Raw genomic sequence first — 17,310 nt, forward strand, 5'->3', positions numbered from 1 at the left:
GGATTGAGGGCTCGCTTCGCTTGTTTTGCCTTCGGCTGGGTTCACACGGATTTTACCGATTTACTGCACGGATGGGCACAGATTTTGCTGTGTGAAGATGCTCGCTTCGCTCGTCAGTCGTCCGCCCAGTGTAGCTGACCGGCCGACGGGTTGGGCATTAAGGGCTCGCTTCGCTCGTTTTGCCTTCGGCTGGGTTCACACGGATTTTACCGATTTACTGCACGGATGGGCACAGATTTTGCTGTGTGAAGATGCTCGCTTCGCTCGTCAGTCGTCCGCCCAGTGTAGCTGACCGGCCGAGGGGTTGCTCCGGATGGGGGAGAGGGCCTGACTACCACCCCCTGGGCAGACGAGCTAGCGCTCGGCGGACCAGGGGGTGTGGACCAATTTATTTGGAAGTGTCCCGCGACACCGAATCCTGCCGGGTTTCCGGCAGGTCCAGCAGGTTGCGCATCTCGAATTTCAGCGTTTCGTCCACCGGTAGCTGCAGCATGCGCTCTTCTCCCTGCCAGAACGCCGGATCGTGACGAATGCGGAGGGCGGACATCGGCTCCCCTCCCTGCAGTCGTTTGCCCGTTTTATACCGCTTGATCTCTCGGGGATCGGTGATCACTTCAGTGACGTAAAAGAATACATTGAAGATACGCGGATATTGCCGGAAATCCTGATCCAGCGACCAGCTGAAACTCGACCGCTGGGGGTAGTACTTGCCATTCACTTTCTGGTAAGCGGTATAGATGGCGGTGGGGTCTCCCTCCTTCAATGTTTTGATCTCTAAGAACGCCAGGTCGGTCTTATTGATGACGACTTCCCCGACGTGATCGGGTCGTTGGCCTTCCGGCTGCTCCCGGGCGTAGGTGAGGGAATCCAGCGCGTAGCGGATGCGAACCAGGGTGTCGGTACCGGACAAGTATTCTCCGATCTGGCGAAAGGTGAGCTGGTGTAAGTCATCGTTGGTGCTGGGCTGGAATACCGGACCTAAGCGAACCTCATATAACTGGTTGGCTACCCAGTTGTAGCCTAGGGTCAAGAACTGCTGCTGATCGAAGAACTTGCGAATGTGGGGAGGGACATCTTCCGCTCCCTTGATAACTTCCATTTGGTCTACGTAGGTGCGCGTGTCTCGCTCCCGGATGGACTTACCTCCGTAGGGTTCGTCCTTGATCGTAAGATAGGCTTCGTTGAGTTGCGCAAATCCCTGATTGGTGGCGAAATAGGAGCGATGGTAGGCCTTGATGAGGTATTCCTCGGCGCCGTAATTGTCGGGTACGCGGTCCAGGGCACGGCGTACGAGTTGTCGTAGTCCCAGGTCGGACAGCACCGTCACGCCCGGCAAATCCACGAATTGGGTTTCCAGGCGGATGTTAAGTTGCTGGGGTTCCCCGGCGGTTGGGGAAGGGAGTGCTTCCGATAGGCGGACGAATTGATGCGCGTAGGCGACCGAGGTAAAGACCAGTGTTCCCCGGTGCCGCTCCGTACTGTCGAGCGTAATGGCAAAGGCGCCGAGTTCGTTGGTCAGGACGCCTTTACCCTGGTTATCCTCCAGGAAAACGCTGGCAAAGGGCACGGGCTCGCCGCTGACGTCGTCCAGCACGTAGCCGTTGATGCGGTACTGGGCAGGGAGGCTGCTCTGGACGAGCAGAAAAAGCAGGATTACGCGCATGAGGTCGATTTTGCCTAGAAGATAGGGGGAATCCGAGGGCTGAATTTGATTGGACAACTAAAAATTAGCTCGGTGTTTGAACAAGCCGCGTCGGTAGCGGTACCATTCTGTCCGCCCGATCGTCTCACTAACCATTTTGCCTTTGAAGATCGCGATACGCATTGGCGTGCTGTGCCTCCTTATTGCCTTGGATCCAATCTCCCTGGCCGGGCAGCAGCGCGACAGCTCCACCTTCTCGGGTAGCTATACGCTCGGTGAGTTTGCTGGGGCGGCTACGTACAATTACCAGCTCCGCCGCCGCGATACCGTACGGCAAGGACCCTTCACCTTCCGCGGTGCCAACGCCCGGGCCCTCCTCACCGGAACGGACCGGCCGTTTACCTTCACCGGCCAATACGTGGACGACGGGCCGGTAGGACCGTGGACCTTCGAGTTCGGGATGTACGGGCTGGGCGGTCCGGTCGCCCTGCGGGACGGATACTACCGGGTAGCCGTAGACGGTATCCGCCACCAGGCCACGGGCCGGCTCCTGGATGGGGAGCCCGACAGCCTCTGGACGCAGACGATCCACCGGGTGGTGGCTTCGGATACCGCGGAGGTATTGCTCCGCAGCGCGATCAACTTTACGGCGGGGGTGGCCCGCCAGTCCTTCCGGTTGGAATCCGGCGCCACGGTACTGCTCGGACGGGTGCAGCGCGACGGGGTGGCCGAAGATGCCTGGACGGTCTATACGGACCTGGAAACCGCCCAGCAGTGGACCTTCGACGACGGCCAACTGCTCCACATCGTCAACGAGCCCGAAACCCGCGGCGATACCGTGGCCGTGCTGCCGCTGCTATCGGGGAAGACGGAGCTGGTCGACCTGGACGCCCGCTACCTCGATTGGTTATCCATCCAGCTGGCGCTGCAGGGAGAGGAGCGTGCGCTCGACGGTAATCCGGTCATCGAGCTACTGACCACCAACGCCGAGGCCTACGCCCGGACCTTCGCGGCGATACGGGCCCTGGGCGGGGAGGCCGGCCGTCCGCTCTTCCGGGTGCGGTTGCCCGTCGACCCCCTGACCCGCCGGGAGGTGGCTCAGCTGACCTCGATCGACGCCGACTTGCGGGCGGTGGATACCATCAGCCAAGCCTTACTCGACAACACGGCCCTATCGGTGGTGCAGAACGCCGATCCGGAGGTGGCCTACCTGCGGGCCGCCGTGATCGCCCTGCGCGATAGCCTCCTGGAGCCGGTACGAACCCTCCGGAACACCTACGAGCGGGAGGTATTGCCCTACGTTTCGCGACCGGCCTACCTTGGCTACCTCTGGTCCGGGGGTGTCGAAGACGGGGAGATCCTGGTCACCTATCCGGATGCCGCGGGGCGCCAAAGCCGGACGTTCGCCGGTCCGGGTGCCGGCCGGTTTGCCATCGGCGAAGAGGGGTTGCCGGCCGTGGAAGCACTCACGAAGTACGTGCTCGCGAGCGTCGATTCCATCCGGGTGGCCCTCGGGCAGAAGAGCAATACCCGCGAGCGCCGGCAGGCCGTCACCGCGCTGGAAGAGCAGCTTACCCGGGAATATTACCTGCTCGACAGCTTACTGGAAAGCCACATCGGGGTTTTGCCGGAGCAATTCGGTCTGGAATCGGTACAACGCCTGGTAAAAGCCGAATTCCAGCGCTACGCCGCCACCAAGGATGTACTGGAAAAGGGGGAGGCCGCCCAGCAGCTGATCCGCTGCGTGGAAGACCTGGACGCCTTGGCGTTGCAGCTGATCCGCCTGCCCGGCCAGCTGGAGGAGGTCCGTGCGGCCTACACCGATGAAGTATGGAATAACTTTACCGCCACGGTCATGGAAGAGGTGGTGAAGAAACGCCTCTACCGGGCCTACGAAGACCGGTTAATCCCGTATTACCTCGATCGGGTCCGAGAAGGGCTGACGTGCGATACCGCCGGTGCGCTCCAGTCCGCCCTGGAAAGCCTCCACCGGCGGATGCTCGCGCTCCGCACCGCCGAGACCGACGCCCTGGAAAGCCGCCTGCGTAAGGTGGAAAAGCCCACCGAAATCCTGGAACTGCTCACCGCTTCCGAACCCCAATAATCCACCGGCCATGTTCGAATACAAGCGCTCCCTCACCACGCTGTTGCTGGTTCTTGGCTGCCTGACGGTGTCGGCCCAGCAAACCGAACCCGTTGCGGAATCCGAATTCAAGGAACCGCTCACCGCCTTCTGGATCAATACCTACGGCAACATCCGCCTGTCCGACCGTTTCTTCTGGGTGGCGCAGACCCACTTCCGGTTCCAGGAATCGGCCCGGCTGCCCCTGGCCGGGCAGATCGGGCAGATATACAACCGCCACGCCATCAGCTACCTTTATTCGAAGTACTTCCGGGTGAGCCTCGGCGGGGTGATGCGGTTCAACTTCAACCAGGACGAGGTGCCGGAAGGGGAGCGGCGCACCGTACCCGAATACCGGATCTGGCACGAATACCTCTTCGCCCAACATCTTTCCCGGCTGATGCTGTACCACCGGATCCGGCTCGAGCACCGCTGGACGCGGGGCTTTACCGATACCGAAGCCGATGACTGGATCTTCCGCAACCGCTGGCGCTACATGATCTCGATGAAGATCCCGCTGAACAAACCCAAGCTTTCCCCCGGTGCCTTCTACGTGGGGCCGGAAGCCGAACTGATCATGCAGAGTGGTAAGGCGGTGGTGGACAGTCCGCTGGAAGACCTGCGCCTCCACACTTCCTTCGGCTACATCGTCAACCCCCGGCTCACTTTCGCCACCGGGCTGATGTACTCCATGGGGCAGGACCTGGCCAAGGGAGCCTACTACAAACAAAAGTGGACGTGGCGGGTCCACATGTATTTCTCCCCTGACTTCCGGAAAGTGAAGAATAAGCTACCGATGATTCACCTCACCGAGTGATCCGCCGGGATAAACCCACTAGCCATGCTGAAATCCAAACGATTCCTGACCCTCACCCTGCTCTTTATCGTTGCCGCGGTCGTTGCCGGCTACGCGCTGCTTCGCCTGAACGCCCCCGATGAAGAGACCACCGAACTGCGGCAGCGACTTAGCGAGCAGGCTTCCCGCATAGAGGCGTACACCAGCCTGCTGGCCGTGGATTCCATTTTTAACCGGGGAGACTACCAAGCGGCCCTGCGGCAATACGAGGCATTGCAGCCACCCGATAGCCTGCTGGCACTCCGGGGAGCCGTGACGTCGAGGATCCAACACGCCCGCCGGCTGCTGGAGATACGCTCGGTATTGGATTCGTTGGAAATCCGGGCTTCCCGGGGCGTGCTGACCGTATCCCGGCCACTTGCGGGAGTCGGGTCTTCCCCCGTTCGGTCGATGCCCCTCGCGGAATCCCGTCCCGCCCAGTACGATTCCCTGCTGTTTGCCCTGCAGAAGGCCGACATGCAGATCCGCAACCTGCAGGGGCAGTTGCGCCGGAGTAGCGGCGGCAACTACCTGACGTTCGAGAGCCGCCAGGGCAACGCGGTGTATTACGTGGGGGACGTGCGCGACGGGAAGGCGAACGGCCGGGGGGTCGCGCTGCTCAGTTCCGGCAGCCGCTACCTGGGAGAGTGGAAGGACAACCAGAAGCACGGGGTGGGGGAGTTCCACTGGCCGGATGGCGCCTACTACGAGGGGGAATACGAGGAAGACGAACGCAGTGGCGAAGGGACTTACCACTTTCCCGGTGGGGAAATCTTCATCGGTGAATGGGACAACGACCTCCGGGAAGGAGACGGGATTTTTTATGACGCCGACGGGGAAGTGGTGGCCCAGGGGGAGTGGGACGATGACGAATTGGTGGAGCAGCGGTAGGCGTCCGCACAGCGTAGCTGGTCCGCCGACGGGTCTAGCAAAAGTCTTTTGATCAGGATGCTCACTCCGGCCAGGCCAACCGGCGGGGAAGGCTTTTGAGGGGGGATGTTACGTGGTGGTAGGTCGGCGGAGCAGCATACGCGGGCCAGATTTAACACCCCAACCTCCATTTTGGAACCCGATTTAGCACGGGATTAATCTACGCTTAACGGCTGCCGGGCACCTTTGCGATTTACCCGGCAACCACATGAGAACACGCGCTACCCTTTACACTTTTTTACTTATTTGTACCAGTATCAACGCCCAGCAGTTGACGGGCCGCGTACTCGACGAAGCCAACCTTCCCCTAGCCGGGGCTACCCTCAGTCTGGATGAGGTGGGGATGACCGTCAGCGACCAGGACGGCTACTTCGACCTGCTCGGCGTGCCCGTGGGAGCCCATACGCTTCGCGTGACGTACATCGGATTTACCCCCACGGAGCGTACGGTAACGGTGCGCGACGGAGAAACGACTTCTGTCGACGTACAATTGACCCCCGGCGTGCAACTCGCCGAAGTAGCGGTCATCAGTCAGATGCGCGGACAAGCCCGGGCGCTTAACCAACAACAGTCGGCCCTCAACATCACCAACGTGATTGCCGCCGATCAGATCGGCCGCTTTCCGGACCAGAACATCGGCGATGCCCTCAAGCGGGTACCGGGCGTCAACGTTCAGTACGATCAGGGGGAAGCCCGTTTCGCTAACATTCGGGGCACTTCCCCACAGTTGAATTCGGTGACGGTCAACGGGGAGCGCATCCCTTCCGCCGAGGCAGAAACCCGCTCCATCCAGCTCGACCTGATTCCCGCCGATATGGTCCAGGCCGTGGAGGTAAGTAAGGCGGTTACCCCCGATATGGACGCCGACGCCATCGGTGGCTCCGTCAACCTCGTTACCCGTGCGGCACCCTACGAACGGCGCATCAGCGGCACCCTCGGTGGCGGCTACAACTTCCTGGCCGACGAACCCACTTACAACGGCAGCCTGATCTACGGCGAACGCTTCGCCAATAACGCCCTCGGCCTCATCGTCTCCGGCTCCTACTTCAACAACAACCTCGGATCGGACGACGTGGAAGCCGAATGGACCTACGACGAGGACCCCAGCGATGCCTATCCGGCGGAAATCCAGATCCGGCAATACTACCTCCAGCGGGTCCGGAAAAGCCTTTCCCTGGGGCTGGACTACAAAATTGCGCCGGGCCACACCGTTTTCCTGCGCGGTATCTACAACCAGCGCAACGACTTCGAGAATCGCTACGTGGCCGAATACACCGACATCGAGCGGGATGGCGACCAGTGGATAGCGGAACTGAAGCGGGAAACCAAATCCGGCACGGAAGACGAAAAGTACGCCCGCCTCGAGGATCAGTCGATGGCCACCCTTAACCTCAACGGCGAGCACCTCTTCGGTACGCTGAAAACCACCTGGAGCGCCTCCTGGGCGCGGGCGGACGAGACTCGCCCCCACGAGCGCTATTTCGAATACGGTACCGGCGACCCGGTGCCGGTGACCGTAGATTTCGGCAATCCCAAGCGCCCCTACATCGCCGCCGTGGAGCCCGACTTCCGCGGGCCGTCCGACGCCTGGGAGTTGTCGACCCTCACCGAGGAAAATCAGTTTACCAAGGACGTGGACGTGAACGGACGCCTCGACTTCGCCCTGCCCCTCACCAGTACCGGCGATTACCGCAATACCCTGAAGTTCGGCGGCCGGATACGGACCAAGGACAAAGTCCGCGACAACGATTTCTTCGAATACGAACCCATAGGTGACGCCCTGCTAGCGCAGAGTCTCGCTCACCTGACCGACGAAAGCAAAGCCGGCTTCCTCGCCGGAGACTACGCCGCCGGCTCCTTCGTCGATCCGGAATACGTCGGCAACCTCGACCTCGGGGGCGCCGGCTTCGAGGGAGAACGTGACCTGAGCGAGCTTGCGGGGAACTTCACCGCCAACGAGAACATTTTCGGTGGCTACGTCATGCTGGAGCAGCAGGTGGGCGCTAAACTGACGGCCCTGGCCGGTGTGCGCCTGGAACGCACGAACCTGGAGTACGCCGGCTTCCGTTACGACGACGAGGCGGAAAGCCTCACCGCCACCGCTACCGAAACCTCCGATTACACCAACTTCTTGCCCGGCCTGCACCTGAAGTACGCCAGCGACGAAACCACCATCTTCCGCTTCGCCTACACCAATACCCTGGCGCGACCCAACTACTTCGACCTGGTGCCCTACCGCACCATCGAAGACGGCGACGAGATCAGCATCGGAAACCCCGACATCCAGCCCACCCTGAGCCTTAATCTGGATCTGATGGCCGAGCATTACTTCGGTAGCGTCGGACTGGTCTCCGCCGGCGTCTTTTACAAAGACATCGACGATTTCATCGTGGATCAGACCTTCGACGACTACCCGTTCGAGGGTACGGAGTACAGCCAGTTCTCCCGTCCGATCAACGGGGGCAGCGCGCGGCTGCTCGGCTTCGAGGCGGCCTTTCAACGGCAACTGGATTTTATCGCCCCCGCCCTTTCCGGCGTAAGCGTGTACTTCAACTACACCTACATCGATTCCAAGGTCACCGACTTCAACTTCGAGGGCCGGGAAAACGACGAACTGACCCTCCCCGGATCGCCGAAGCATACCCTCAATGCCAGCCTCGGATACGATACCGGCAAGCTCACCACCCGCGTCAGCTTCAACTACGCGTCCGATTTCGTGGAGGAGGTAGGGGAGGAGTCCTTCGAGGACGTCTACTACGACCGGGTCACCTACCTAGACGTTAACGTCAACTTCGCCGCCACCCCGCGGCTAACCCTCTACGCCAATGCCAATAATCTGCTAAACCAGCCGCTACGTTACTTCCAGGGCATTCCCTCCCGTACCTACCAGGGAGAATACTATAACGTCCGCCTGGATGCCGGCGTAAAGTTCGACCTGACCCGCTAGTAGCCCTCGTCAGCTGAGTCCCCCGAGTGTGAAGCCCTCGTCAGCCGAGTCCCCCGAGCGCGAAGCCCTCGTCAGCCGAGTCCTCCGAGCGCGAAGCGCGTGGGGCTCGTCTGACGAGTAATCCACCTCTCATGCACTACCCAAATCCCATATATCTTCTCTCCCTCCTCCTGCTGGCCGCCTGTAGCCGCCCCCACCCCGCTGAGGCCGTGGACGCCTCCGTCACCGAAGCCCGGGAGGACAGCCTCGCACTGGTAGCCGCCTACGCCGGTCGGGATCTCATCGAACACAGCGTTACCGCCTCGGTGGAAACCGCCTCCGCCCGCGCGGACGTGATGGACGACGCCGCCGACGATCCCGCCATTTGGGTGCATCCCACGGATCCGGGGCGCAGCCTGGTCTTCGGCAGCAATAAAACCAGCGGACTGGCCGCCTATAACCTCGCCGGGCGGGAGGTCGCCTACTACGCGATCGGCAACGTCAACAACGTCGACATCCTGACCGGCGTACCGCTGGGGCAGGAGCGCATCACCCTCCTCGGCGCGAGCAACCGCACCAACCAGGCCATAGACCTCTACCGGGTGGACGAGCAAACCGGGGCCCTCACCCCCGTCGCCGACGGCATCCTTCGCATGGATAGCACCAAAATCGACGACGTCTATGGTTTTTGCCTCGGGCGCTCCGGTGGGGACGTATATGCGATCGTAAACGGGAAGAATGGGTTGCTGCAGCAGTTCCGCGTGGTAGAACGCGGCCCGAAACTGGGGCTGGAGCTAGTCCGCGAAGTGCAGTTCCCCTCCCAGACCGAGGGCATGGTCGCGGACGACGAGCTGGGCTGGCTCTACGTAGGCGAGGAAGCCGCCGGGATATGGAAGCTGCCGCTGCAGGCCGGGTATTTGGGCGCCGGAGCGCAGGAACGGGCCGATCCCAATAACGACGATCCCACGAGGGCCCGACTGCTTGCCGCCCGCGTCGACGATCCCACCGACCTGGTGGCCGACGTGGAGGGGCTGACGCTCTACGAAGCAACGGACGGCAGGGGTTACCTGGTGGCCAGTATGCAGGGGAACTTTTCTTATGCGCTCTTCGACCGGGACGGGGACAACGATTACCTGGGCAGCTTCAAGATCGTCGACGGTGCGGTCGACGGTGTCGAGGAAACGGACGGCCTGGAAGTCATGGCTACCCCCTTACCGGGCTTCCCCGGGGGACTACTCGTCGTCCAGGACGGCTTTAATTACGCCGGCGATACCCTGCATCCGCAGAATTTCAAGTACGTCGATTTCGGAAAGGTGCCGAAGTTGCCGTTATAACCACGGGGGCCACGCGGCCCGTGGTAGATTGCGGGCGCCGGACCGCTGGAGCTTACCCCGGCACAGCGTCCGTTGGAAAAGTATACGCATGTTAGAGTAAGCTTCCGTTTCAGAGACCGTCCGATCGCCCAGCGCCTTACATCGACCGATGCAAGTCGTCTACATCCCTGCTCCCGCCATGATCCCTTATCGTCACCGTGCCGTTTTGCTGCTTTTGGCCGCGCTTTCCTGGCTTCCTACCCTGTTAGCCCAGGCGGATGGTCCCGCCCGGATCAACGAACTGCAGGTCGTGGCCACCCACAATAGCTACAAGCGGCCGATGGACGGGCCGGTCATGCAGCAACTGATGGCCCTGGACAGCGCCCAGGCCCGGTCGCTCGATTACGCCCACCCGCCGCTGCGCGAGCAACTCGACCTGGGGGTGCGCGGCCTGGAGATCGACGTACTCCATGACCCCGAAGGCGGCCGCTACCGGGACCCCTACGGCCTGCGAATGCAGCGGGAAAACGGCTTGCGGCCCGAACCCCTCGACACGACAATGCTGGACCGCCCCGGCTTTAAGGTGCTCCACGTGCAGGACATCGACTACCGCTCGTCGTGCGGAACGCTTCGGGCCTGCCTGGAAGAACTGCGGGCCTGGTCGGACGGGAACCCGGGCCACCTGCCCGTGCTGGTATCCATTAACGCGAAGGAGGGAGGCATCGACCGGCCAGGCTTTACGGCCGCCCTGCCCTTCGACGATGCGGCGTTTACCGCCCTGGACGAGGAAGTGCGCCGGGTACTATCCCCGGATCGCCTGATCACGCCCGCCATGGTACGGGACACCTTCGCGACCCTGCGGGATGCCGTGCTGGCGGGCAACTGGCCGACCGTCGATCGCGCCCGGGGAAGGTTCTTCTTCGTGCTGGACGCGGGAGCCGGGCAAACGGCTATCTACACCGACGGTTATCCGAGTCTGGCGGGTCGGTTACTCTTCGTGACCACCGACCCGAGCGCGGACGAAGCGGCGATCCTGTTCCGAAACGACCCCGTCGGCCACGAAGCGGAGATCCGGGACCTCGTGCGGCAGGGTTTTTTAGTCCGGACCCGCGCCGACGCCGGAACCACGGAAGCCAGGAACAACGATTATTCCCGACTGGAAGCCGCGCTGGCCAGCGGAGCCCACTACATCAGTACGGACTACGAGCAGCCCGACCCGCGCTTCGGCAACGATTACCGGGTGCGGCTGCCGGGAGAGGTCCTGGTCCGCTGTAATCCACTGTCGAAGGGCCCGGCCTGCCCCGAAACCCTATCCCCCGAAAAATGAAACGATTACCCTTCCTCCTCTGCGTAGCGGGACTGCTACTAGGCTGCTCCACCTACACCCCGGCGGGGCGGACTAACCTGGCGCGTGCCCCCTACCTGCAAATGGCCCTGGGCGACAGTGCTACCGTTCTCTGGCGCACCCGGGCGGGGGAGGAGGCAGCGGTTGCCTATCGGCGGGTCGGTACGAAAACCTGGGAAACGGCCGTGGGAAAGGTGCGCCCGACGAATACGGGAGTGGTGGAAAACGAAGTCGTACTCACCGGTCTCGTACCGGGTGAACCCTACACCTACCGGGTGCTGACCGACGGCCGGCAGCTGTTGAAGACCGATCCCGTCTTTCCCGCCCCCCTGGCGGATACGGCCACCCGCTTCCGCTTCTTCGCCGTGGGCGATATCGGGGAGCCGGAAGAAACGGAAGGAACGCCGGGCTGGCTGAACGACGCCCTGGTCCGGGATCCGACGACCTACCGCTTCGGGCTATTGCTGGGCGACATCGTTTACCCCACCGGGCAGAGCGCCGTGTACGACGAGCGCCTCTTCGATCATTTCGCCGGCTACTTCCCGACCACCCCGGTGTACGCGGTACTGGGCAACCACGACTGGCACGAACCGGAAGCCAATTACATGGAAGAGTGGAAGCTGCCGGGCAACGAGCACTACTACGCCTTCCGCCAGGGGAACGTCCGCTTCCTGGCGCTGGACAGCGGAGCTAACGGGGAACTGTACGATTCGACGGCTCAACTTGCCTGGCTGGAAAGCGAGCTGGCCCGTCCCTCGGAGGCAACGACCTGGACGGTCGTCTACCTCCACCACAACGGGAAAAGCTGCACGTACAAGCAGGATTACCCTGCGGTGATGGGGCTCTACGGACTATTCGAACGGTACAACGTCGACCTGGTCTTGAACGGCCACGCCCACACCTACGAGCGGCTGCGTCCGATGGACGGCAACGGTACGCCCGGTGCGGAAGGCTTCACCAGCATCACCATAGGAAGCGGGGGAAAGCTGCGGGGCACCAAGGGCGATCCCACCCCCTACACCCCCGACCCGGAAAACTGCCGCCACCCGGATTTGGTGGCCCGGGCGGTGCACGACTGGGTGTACCTGGGCCTATCGGTGGAGGGTGATACCATCGTGGGTACGGCTTACCGTACGCGGGATAATGCGGTGGTGGATACGTTCTCCATTACCCGATGAACGGCGTCTTAGGCAGCTGATCCGGCGGCTTTTCGGTAGGGTGTTATCGCGCAATAGGGCCCCGGGCAACCCGTTTTCAACCTACCAAAGGCCCATACGTGCACAAGATTAAATACCTGTTTACGGCAAGTTTGCTGCTTCTCCTTACTCCTGCGTGTGAAAAGGAAATCATCGAACCCGTAATGGTGGTACCCCCCGAACCGGCACCTCCCCCCGAACCGGCAGGGCCCCCCGAGCCGGTAGTTACCTACGATATAGTAGGCGGCTACGTGCAAAAAGGCCCTTTTCTGAACGGGACGGCCATGACGCTCGCGGAACTTGACTCCCTCCTGGTCCCCACCGGTAAGACGTACACCACACAGCTGCTGGACAACCAGGGGACGTACGCCGTCCGCAATGTCAGCCTGGAATCGCAGTACGTACAGGTGCAGGCCAGCGGGTTTTATTATAACGAAGTAACCGACGCCAATTCCTCCGGCCAGTTGACGCTCTTCGCGCTCTCCGACCTGAGCGAAAGGAACAGCCTCAACGTGAATCTGCTTTCCAGTCTGGAGAAGGCCCGTATCGAGTACCTCCTCGCAGAGGGCGTTGCGTTTGCCGCCGCGAAGGCCCGGGCGCAGCGGGAGATCCTGGCCGTTTTCGAGATCGACGCCGCGGGCATGACGGCTTCCGAGTTGCTGGACATTACGCAGGCGGGTGAGGGCAATGCTATTTTGCTGGCCGTTTCCCTTATCCTTCAGGGCTACCAGGAGGTGGCCGACCTTTCCGAGTTGCTGGGTAATATGAGTACCGACCTGCGGCAGGACGGCGTGGTCAACAGCCAAAGCGTCGGCTCCACGTTGGTCAACAATGCCGTTGCGCTAGACCCGGAAGCCATCCGGGCAAACCTGATTGCCCGCTACGAAGCCATGGGCGTAACGGTGAGCATTCCGGACTTCGGGCCGTACGTGAAGCACTTCCTGGACCATACCAAATTCACGTTCACCAACAGCATCAAATACCCCGAAAACGGTGCCTACGGCAAAAACGTGCTTCTGACCGGCGATACCATTTACTCCCGCGATGCCTATTCCCTGGCGGCCGAATTGCCGGCTCCCTACCAGAGCCTACGGGTGGATATTAGCGGGCCCGGCTGGATGTTCAACTCCATTCAACCGGATCGGGGCTGGGAATTCGGTTCCCTCGGGCCGAATACCGCCCGCACCTTCACCACGACCCGGACGGGTAAAGTCGATTTCGAGCTGCAATTCACGCGGCAATGGTCGCCAGCCCCGCCTTCGGTGCCGGTGCCATCTCCCCTACAGCCCTGCTATTCCGACCAGGGGAATCCTTATCCCGAGATGGATACCGTGCAGGAGCTGCCACCGTATCCGTGCCTCATCGGACTGGACACCATCTTCCCGCCAACGATGCCCGTGGAGGAGCCCGGTCCCCCGGAGCCGATCCCCACCATCCGGATCGCGGTCTACGAGAACGGAAGTGAGGATGCCCTTTGGGTAAAGGAGATCATCGTGCTGTAAGGTAAAGAGGTATGGTGGCGGCTGGAATTTTTCTCTCCACCGGCCCGGAGCTACGCCGCATTCGGTTACGGCCTACCGCACAGCCGGTTCGCCGGTAAGGCATCTCCAGTAGTTGTGGAGGATCGTTGCTAAGGCTAGTCTACAGTGATCATGCCAGGATTTGAACCGTGGCGACCTGCTTCTGATTAGAACGGACGGGAACGGTTTCCGATCGCCCAACGGCGGCACTTTTCGTATTATCGTGCGGGAAACGTGTAACCTGGTAAAGTTCATGAAAGCAAATGCAGGAGGATATCGCTAGACATTTCCGTTTCTCCGGCTTTTGCCCCCCAGGAGCCAAGCCGTTAGGGCCCCTACACCAGCTGCCGCGACGGGGGAAGAAGCCGAATCTTCTACAATATTCAGCGGTATGATGCAGGAGGATTTCAGCCGGGAGCGACTGCTTCTCGCCGTGGATTGCATTGTCTTTGGCTTTGACGGGGAGTTTCTCAAGGTTTTGCTGATTAAACGCGGATTCGAGCCGGAAATGGGGAAGTGGTCCCTGGTGGGCGGATTCCTCCAGACCAACGAGGTGCTGGAGGATGCCGCGACGCGGATCCTCAGCCAGTATACCGGACTGAGCGACATCTACATGGAACAGGTCGCCACCTTCAGTAAGATCGACCGGGACCCGGAAGACCGCATCGTATCCACCGCCTACTATGCGCTGATCGATATCCATAAGCATTCCCAGAAGCTGAGCCGGCAATTTTCGGCCCAGTGGTTCAACATCGAGGATTTCCCCCCGCTGATTTTCGACCACGGAGAAATGGTGGCGGCCGCGCTGAAACGATTGCGGACAAAGGCTCAGACGGAGCCCGTAGGCTTTGAGTTGCTACCGAAGAAGTTTACCATGCGCCAGCTCCAAACGCTCTACGAGGCGATCTGGAACGTGACGCTGGACAAACGAAACTTCAGCAGCAAGATCCGCTCGTTCAATTTCCTGGAGAAACTGAACGAGAAGGATAAATCCACCTCGCGCAAGGGCGCTTTTCTCTTCCGCTTCGATGCCGAGGAATACGATAAGCAAGAGCGAAGCCGCACCACGCTAAATCTGTAACGTCCCAGTCGAACGGACTGGATCAATCCACTTCCTTCAGGAGGCGGACGGAATAGATCTGCCCGGTAAATGACCCCTCCGCCGCGGCGAATGTAAGGGTGAAGGCTTCCCCGGCGGCGCTGTTCAGGACGGCTTCCGGAATGTGGATGTCCAGCGTTTGCTCGCCCCCTTCCCGCGAGCCCGGCAGGCTGACGGCTTGGACGACCTCTTCGTTGATCAGCACGTCAAATTTGCGGGGGGGGCCGGCGGCCTCGTGGATAATGCGCAGCGTTTTGCCCGCCTTGGCGGTATTGTTCAGGTCGTAGCTGAACCAGCCCCGGGCGGAACGCCAGCTTTTTCCTTCGTCGGTACTCCCGTTGTCGGTTTGTTCTCCGGCGAAGCGGTGCTCGGTTTCCGGTTGTTGTTCGCCCGCCGCGACGTGGTCGACGGTGGAGGCTTCCAGGGCAAGCTGCTCGGCCTCCGCGGCGCGCATGTCGGTCCGTATTTGCTCCAGCTCGTCCGGATCGGTGACTCGCCAGTAGAGCATGTACCGGCTGTCGTGTACTTCGAAGAACGGCTGGAGAACAAGGGCTTCCGAACCATCCGGCGTAACCGCGTTGGCGATGGTAAAGCGGAGCGAATCCCCGGGGAGTGCATTCACCTGGCTGCTCAGCTCGCCCCCGTCCTGAACCACCATCGGTGCCTCGTCCAGGGGGAGAAATTCACCGGCGGCCACGTGGCCCATCCGGCTATCGTCCGCTAACAGCCCCTCCAAATCGTCCGACCCCGTGGCCGCGGCCAGTACGATGGGGCCGTGTACGAAGGAAGCCCAGGGGGAGTTGTCGGGCAGGAACTCTACCCGGGTTTCCATCGGGAGGTTGACGCTGACGCGATCGCCGCTTTTCCATTCCCGGTCGATCGAGACGAAGCCCGCCTGGTCGGTGGTCACGGATTGCTCTTCCCCGTTCACGGAAACGGCAAAGGCACCTTCGGGCACCCATCCCGGATGGCGAAGGTGGAGCGCGAAACGACTTGGTTGCTCCAAACTCAGCGCTATTTCCGAGTTGCTTTTGTAGGGGAAGTCCGTTACCTGCCGAAGCTGCAGCCCCTTCTCCTCCCAGTCGAGGGTGGAGGCGATGAAGAGATTAACGTAAACGTCGTCCTCGGTGTGGGCGTAGATCAGTTCGCCGTACTTGCCGTGATTTTCGAGCCCCGAGCCTACGCAGCACCAGAAGCCTTCCTGGGGCTGGGAGTACACGCGGTAGTGGCGGGGCCGCATGGGGGTGAAGTACACGAATCCGCCGTCGGGGTGCTGGGAAGACAAGATGTGGTTGTACATCGCTCGCTCGTAGTAGTCGATGTATTGCTGGCCGGGGTTGTCGAGGTAGAGCATCTTGGTTAGCCGCAGCATGTTGTAGGTGTTGCAGGTTTCCGGCCCCTGGTTGGAGGCGATCATGCTGGAGAAGTCGTCGGCGGGGTGGAAATGCTCCCGGACGCTGTTGCCGCCGATGGAGACGGTGCGTTCGTCCACTACCGTGCGCCAGAAGTAGTCGGCCGCGCCGGACCAGCTCGTATCGTTGGTCACCTGGGCCACCCGCTCGAAGCCGATCACCTTCGGAATCTGGGTGTTGGCGTGCATGCCGGTCAGCCGATCCTCCCGTACCAGCAGCGGATCCAGGACGACCTCGTGGGAGAGGCGGCGGGCCAGGTCGAGGTACTTTTCCTCACCCGTGTAGGCGTATACGTCGGCGAAGATCTCGTTCAGGCCACCGTGCTCGCTGCGGAGCATATCCTGCATTTCCTCGGCCGAAAGATCCTCGGTGGTTTCCACGAACCAGTCCGAGAGTTTGACCAGCATGTCCAGTGCCTGCTCGCTACCGGCGTAGTCGTAGGCATCCCGGAGGCCGGCAAAGATCTTGTGAATATTGTAGAGGGGGACCCAGCGGTCATTGAGGGAGAAGGCGCCGGCGCGGATGTCGCCGCCCTCGATCTCTTTCCACATTGGCTTCCCGTCGGGAATGCCCCCGATGTAGCCGTTCCCGTTTTTTTCCTGGGCTTCCTGCAGGCGATCGAGCATGTAGGTCAGTCGCTCGTGGACGGCGTCGTCGCCCGTGGAGGCGTACATGAGCGACAGGGCGGAGAGGTAATGCCCGCCGATGTGGCCGTTGAGGCCCGAGCTTTCCCAGTTGCCGTAGTTCTCCGCTTCCGGGTCCATGCCGGCCTCTTCCAGGTAGGGGGCCAGCAGGCGGTCCGGGTCCATTTTCATGATGTAGTCCAGGTCCGTTTGCTGGGCCCGCAGGAAGGGACCGGCTTCGAGGCTTACCGCGGATAGGGGGAAGCTTTGCAGTTGCTGGCCGGAGAGCAGGCCGATGGCGCCGCAGGCGATCAGGAAGGAAAGTAGGTGCCGGTTCATAAGTAGCT

General features: G+C 61.5%; 11 protein-coding genes. 9 read left to right on the forward strand and 2 right to left on the reverse strand.

Annotated elements, in window-relative coordinates:
• Nucleotides 1-388 precede the first annotated feature (388 nt).
• Nucleotides 389-1,663 (reverse strand): carboxypeptidase-like regulatory domain-containing protein, encoded by a 1,275-nt coding sequence (locus CLV84_RS03350; RefSeq protein WP_104418320.1) that lies wholly within the window; start codon nucleotides 1,661-1,663, stop codon nucleotides 389-391.
• A gap of 142 nt (nucleotides 1,664-1,805) precedes the next feature.
• On the opposite strand from CLV84_RS03350, the gene CLV84_RS03355 reads away from it, so the two are divergent.
• The 9 genes from CLV84_RS03355 (at nucleotide 1,806) to CLV84_RS03395 (ending at nucleotide 14,910) form a co-directional block, all read left to right on the forward strand.
• On the forward strand, nucleotides 1,806-3,746 hold the full coding sequence (locus tag CLV84_RS03355) for a hypothetical protein (RefSeq protein ID WP_104418321.1): 1,941 nt from the start codon (nucleotides 1,806-1,808) through the stop codon (nucleotides 3,744-3,746).
• Between the two features lie 10 nt (nucleotides 3,747-3,756).
• Entirely contained in the window at nucleotides 3,757-4,581 is an 825-nt protein-coding gene (locus CLV84_RS03360; protein ID WP_104418322.1) for a DUF2490 domain-containing protein, read from the forward strand.
• Nucleotides 4,582-4,605: 24 nt separating this feature from the next.
• Nucleotides 4,606-5,490 carry an MORN repeat-containing protein gene (locus tag CLV84_RS03365; RefSeq protein ID WP_104418323.1) on the forward strand — a complete coding sequence of 295 codons (885 nt, stop codon included), beginning with the start codon at nucleotides 4,606-4,608 and terminating at the stop codon, nucleotides 5,488-5,490.
• A gap of 247 nt (nucleotides 5,491-5,737) precedes the next feature.
• The gene (locus tag CLV84_RS03370) at nucleotides 5,738-8,476 is read left to right on the forward strand and encodes a TonB-dependent receptor (protein ID WP_104418324.1); all 2,739 of its coding nucleotides are present in this window, start codon (nucleotides 5,738-5,740) and stop codon (nucleotides 8,474-8,476) included.
• A 131-nt stretch (nucleotides 8,477-8,607) separates the two neighbouring features.
• The gene (locus tag CLV84_RS03375; RefSeq protein WP_104418325.1) at nucleotides 8,608-9,789 is read left to right on the forward strand and encodes a phytase; all 1,182 of its coding nucleotides are present in this window, start codon (nucleotides 8,608-8,610) and stop codon (nucleotides 9,787-9,789) included.
• A 148-nt stretch (nucleotides 9,790-9,937) separates the two neighbouring features.
• The gene (locus CLV84_RS03380) at nucleotides 9,938-11,095 is read left to right on the forward strand and encodes a phosphatidylinositol-specific phospholipase C1-like protein (RefSeq protein WP_211295142.1); all 1,158 of its coding nucleotides are present in this window, start codon (nucleotides 9,938-9,940) and stop codon (nucleotides 11,093-11,095) included.
• The gene (locus CLV84_RS03385) at nucleotides 11,092-12,291 is read left to right on the forward strand and encodes a purple acid phosphatase family protein (RefSeq protein ID WP_104418326.1); all 1,200 of its coding nucleotides are present in this window, start codon (nucleotides 11,092-11,094) and stop codon (nucleotides 12,289-12,291) included. The genes CLV84_RS03380 and CLV84_RS03385 overlap by 4 nt, the downstream gene beginning before the upstream one ends.
• Before the next feature lie 98 nt (nucleotides 12,292-12,389).
• Nucleotides 12,390-13,811 carry a hypothetical protein gene (locus CLV84_RS03390; RefSeq protein ID WP_146088691.1) on the forward strand — a complete coding sequence of 474 codons (1,422 nt, stop codon included), beginning with the start codon at nucleotides 12,390-12,392 and terminating at the stop codon, nucleotides 13,809-13,811.
• Between the two features lie 409 nt (nucleotides 13,812-14,220).
• Nucleotides 14,221-14,910: an NUDIX hydrolase gene (locus tag CLV84_RS03395; RefSeq protein ID WP_211295145.1), complete on the forward strand. Its 690-nt coding sequence runs from the start codon at nucleotides 14,221-14,223 to the stop codon at nucleotides 14,908-14,910.
• A gap of 22 nt (nucleotides 14,911-14,932) precedes the next feature.
• On the opposite strand, the gene CLV84_RS03400 is transcribed toward CLV84_RS03395, so the two are convergent.
• Nucleotides 14,933-17,302 carry a glycoside hydrolase family 127 protein gene (locus tag CLV84_RS03400; protein ID WP_104418328.1) on the reverse strand — a complete coding sequence of 790 codons (2,370 nt, stop codon included), beginning with the start codon at nucleotides 17,300-17,302 and terminating at the stop codon, nucleotides 14,933-14,935.
• Between the last annotated feature and the right edge of the window lie 8 nt (nucleotides 17,303-17,310).

The sequence above is a fragment of the Neolewinella xylanilytica genome (assembly GCF_002934605.1).
In the GTDB taxonomy this organism is placed as follows: Bacteria; Bacteroidota; Bacteroidia; order Chitinophagales; family Saprospiraceae; genus Neolewinella; species Neolewinella xylanilytica.